This window comes from Loktanella fryxellensis, from assembly GCF_900110065.1.
GTDB lineage: Bacteria > Pseudomonadota > Alphaproteobacteria > Rhodobacterales > Rhodobacteraceae > Loktanella > Loktanella fryxellensis.
Genome location: NZ_FOCI01000068.1, coordinates 1 through 1,465, shown reverse-complemented (window position 1 = coordinate 1,465; position 1,465 = coordinate 1). Strand labels below are relative to the sequence as shown.

2 protein-coding genes and 1 pseudogene are annotated in these 1,465 nt (G+C 61.2%); 2 read left to right on the top strand and 1 reads right to left on the bottom strand.

All coding sequences use genetic code 11. The features are described 5' to 3' along the window. Positions 1 to 178: 178 nt before the first annotated feature. Positions 179 to 598, top strand: coding sequence for a VOC family protein (locus tag BMX16_RS17200; protein WP_089906009.1), 420 nt, complete (start codon positions 179 to 181; stop codon positions 596 to 598). Between the two features lie 68 nt (positions 599 to 666). Here BMX16_RS17200 and BMX16_RS17725 read toward each other — a convergent pair whose 3' ends face one another. Further along, a complete protein-coding gene (locus BMX16_RS17725; protein WP_177174727.1) occupies positions 667 to 1,227 on the bottom strand; it encodes a sensor histidine kinase in 561 nt (186 codons plus the stop codon). 94 nt (positions 1,228 to 1,321) lie between these two features. Between BMX16_RS17725 and BMX16_RS18140 the strand changes: the two are divergent. After that, positions 1,322 to 1,391, top strand: a pseudogene (locus tag BMX16_RS18140) (IS66 family insertion sequence element accessory protein TnpB); the annotation flags it as partial. Positions 1,392 to 1,465 lie beyond the last annotated feature (74 nt).

Here is a 1,465-nt window from a genome sequence, read left to right as displayed (position 1 = left end):
ATCCCGGTGCGGTCATCGTCGCGCGAGGCCCGCAAGGCCCGGTCCACGACCGTCTGCACGGCCTCGCGTTCCAGCGGGGTCAGACGGTCGTCGGGGGTGGTGTCGGGCATGTTCTATCGCCTTCTATGAGCTAGGTCGCGGCAAACGGTGCCGAATGAGATGCAGAAGGATACACGTCTTGCCACAGTTGAAGCGCATTCTGGAAACCGCCATCTATGTCGAGGCGCTCAGCCCGGCCTGTGCCTTCTACGAAGATGTCATGGGGTTGACGTCCGTCAAGGCATCGGACCGCTTGTGCGCCTATGACGTGAACGGCAACAACATCCTGCTGGTGTTCCTGAAGGGGGGCACAGCCGACGGTGCGGTGAGCGGTGGCGGCAACGAGATCCCGCCGCACGACGCCACCGGCCGGATCCACCTGGCGTTCGAGGTGACGCACGACGCGTTGCAGGAGTGGGACCGACACCTCGTCGCGCACGGGGTCGAGATCCTCAGCCGGACCAGCTGGAAGCGTGGCGGCAAGAGCATCTATTTCCGCGATCCCGATGGCCACCTGCTGGAACTCGCGGCGTCGCCGGGCCTGTGGCCGGGCCATTGACCGGTGTGACCTGGGCGGCCGACGTTGTCTTCGGCAACTGACATTTGTGCGACCGAAGACGACGATGTCTATGGGAAACTCAAACGGCAGACAAGGCCTTCGGCTGACCAATCGCGAGTTACTATGCCGCCTAACTGACCTTCAAATAAGATGGACACGAGCTGGAGCCCAAAACCCACGCGGGTTGGTGGTTCGACTACAGGAGGTCCGCCACTCTCCCGCCATTTCACCTCTACCCGACCATCGGCGATGTCCCAGCTGATGTCCAATTTGCCGAGTGAAGTAGAGAGTGCGCCGTATTTTCCTGCGTTCGTTGCAAGTTCGTGAAACGCCATGGACACAGATTGTGCTGCGCTGACATCGATCCAGATGGCAGGCCCTGACAGCGTTACCACCGTGCCTTCATCTTCCTGCCCTGTAAACGGACTGAGCGCGTCGCTCAGGATGCTGCGCAAATCGGCACCGCTCCACTTCGCTTCGCGCAGGAGGCCCATGGTCCCAATTAGGACACGGATTCTGCCCTGCATGATCTGGTCAAGCTGTGCGGCACTGTCAGCCTTGGTCATCCGCAGCAACCCAGAGATCAGCGCGAGGGTGTTTTTGGCACGATGTTCCACCTCGGTAGCCATCAGCCTGACAAGCTCCTCAGCGTGCTTTCTTTCCGAAACATCCCGTGCGATTCCGATAATCTGTGGTCTTGCAGATGGTCGAGGGGCTGACGCAATGATCCCGGTTCCGAGCAACACGCGGGTCTGGCTGGCTGCCGGCGTCACGGACATGCGACGCGGTTTCAATGATCCCGGTTCCGAGCAACACGCGGGTCTGGCTGGCTGCCGGCGTCACGGACATGCGACGCGGTTTCAACAC

Excerpts from the sequence above, each read along its gene's own strand:
- BMX16_RS17725 (WP_177174727.1), bottom strand. The coding sequence starts at position 1,227 with ATGGCTACCGAGGTGGAACATCGTGCCAAAAACACCCTCGCGCTGATC.